This is a genomic window from Priestia sp. KCTC 13724 (assembly GCF_056820425.1).
Genome location: NZ_JBXDLD010000199.1, coordinates 1 through 1,300 on the forward strand (window position 1 = coordinate 1; position 1,300 = coordinate 1,300).

A 1,300-nucleotide genomic window follows, 5' to 3' on the forward strand; every position below is an offset into this window, starting at 1 on the left:
CTTTTTGCGTACAATTGAAGCGACAATTGATTTTAGCTTTATTGAAGAAAAGCTTCTTCCTTATTATTGTGAAGACAATGGACGTCCTTCCATTCATCCCATTACGCTATTCAAAATGATGTTTATTGGCTACTTTTATGGCGTTCGTTCCGAACGTCAACTTGCCAAAGAAATTCAAACGAATGTGGCGTATCGATGGTTCTTAGGCTTATCGTTAACGGATGCCGTTCCTCACCATTCGACGATTAGTTTTAATCGCCGAACACGCTTTTTAGATACGACGATTTTTGAAGACATTTTTGATGAAATTGTTCGCCAGGCGATAGAACATCGCATGGTTGGTGGACGTGCTTTAATGACAGACTCGACTCATATCAAAGCGAACGCAAATAAACATAAATATGAAAAACAACCAAAGAAGTCCCGCCGACAAGCGTATATGGAAGAGTTAGAAGCAGCCGTCAACGAAGATCGTCTTGAAAACGGAAAAAAGAACTAAGTCCTCGAAAGGAAGGCGTTGCCTTACAAAAACAAACCCGCATCAGTACAACGGATCCCGATAGTGGTTTTATGATGAGAGATGGAAAGCCAGATGGCTTTCATTATTTAGATCATCGAACGGTGGATGTCAAACATAATATTATTACAGACACCTGTATTACAGCTGGCAATGTGGCTGACTCTGTTCCTTATCTTGACCGCCTTGACATACAAATAAAAAAGTTTCGCTTTTCTGTTGAAGCTGTTGCATTAGATGCCGGGTATTTTACAAGCCATATTTGTAAACGCCTTTCTGAAAAAGGGATTTTTATGGTGATGGGCTATCGGCGTTTTGGATCGTCAAACAAAGACGTGCCAAAACGTCTGTTTCACTACGTACAGGAAAAAGATGTATTCGCTTGTCCAATGGGGTGCATTTTATCGTATGCGACTACCAGTCGCACAGGAGATCGTACATACAAATCAAATCCAAGTGATTGTGCCGTTTGTCCAATGAGAGACGGTTGTTTTTCCGCTTCCCAAAAACAACGCGTGGTGACACGTCACATTTGGGAGAGATTCAAAGAACAAGCGCGTCTAAATAAGCGCACAAAAGCAGGTAAACAACTTTATCGTATGCGTTGCACGACGATTGAGCGTAGCTTTGCCGACGCAAAAGAGCTAAATGGGTATCGATATGCCCGGTATCGAGGGCTGAAGTCTGTCCAGATGCAGGCGTATCTGACGGCAGCTTGTCAAAACATGAAAAAAATCGCCCATTACCTGACCAAAACAGGTCAGGTAATGGGCGATTTTTATG

At 42.2% G+C, this 1,300-nt stretch carries 1 protein-coding gene; it reads left to right on the forward strand.

Annotation, left to right across the window (positions count from 1 at the left end; translation table 11 throughout):
- A protein-coding gene (locus AC1UFB_RS20530) for an IS1182 family transposase (protein WP_482590019.1) occupies positions 1-1,300 on the forward strand; the annotation gives its coding sequence in 2 pieces (ribosomal slippage) (positions 1-488 and positions 488-1,300; 1,301 coding nt annotated over the 2 pieces). This gene is flagged as partial in the annotation.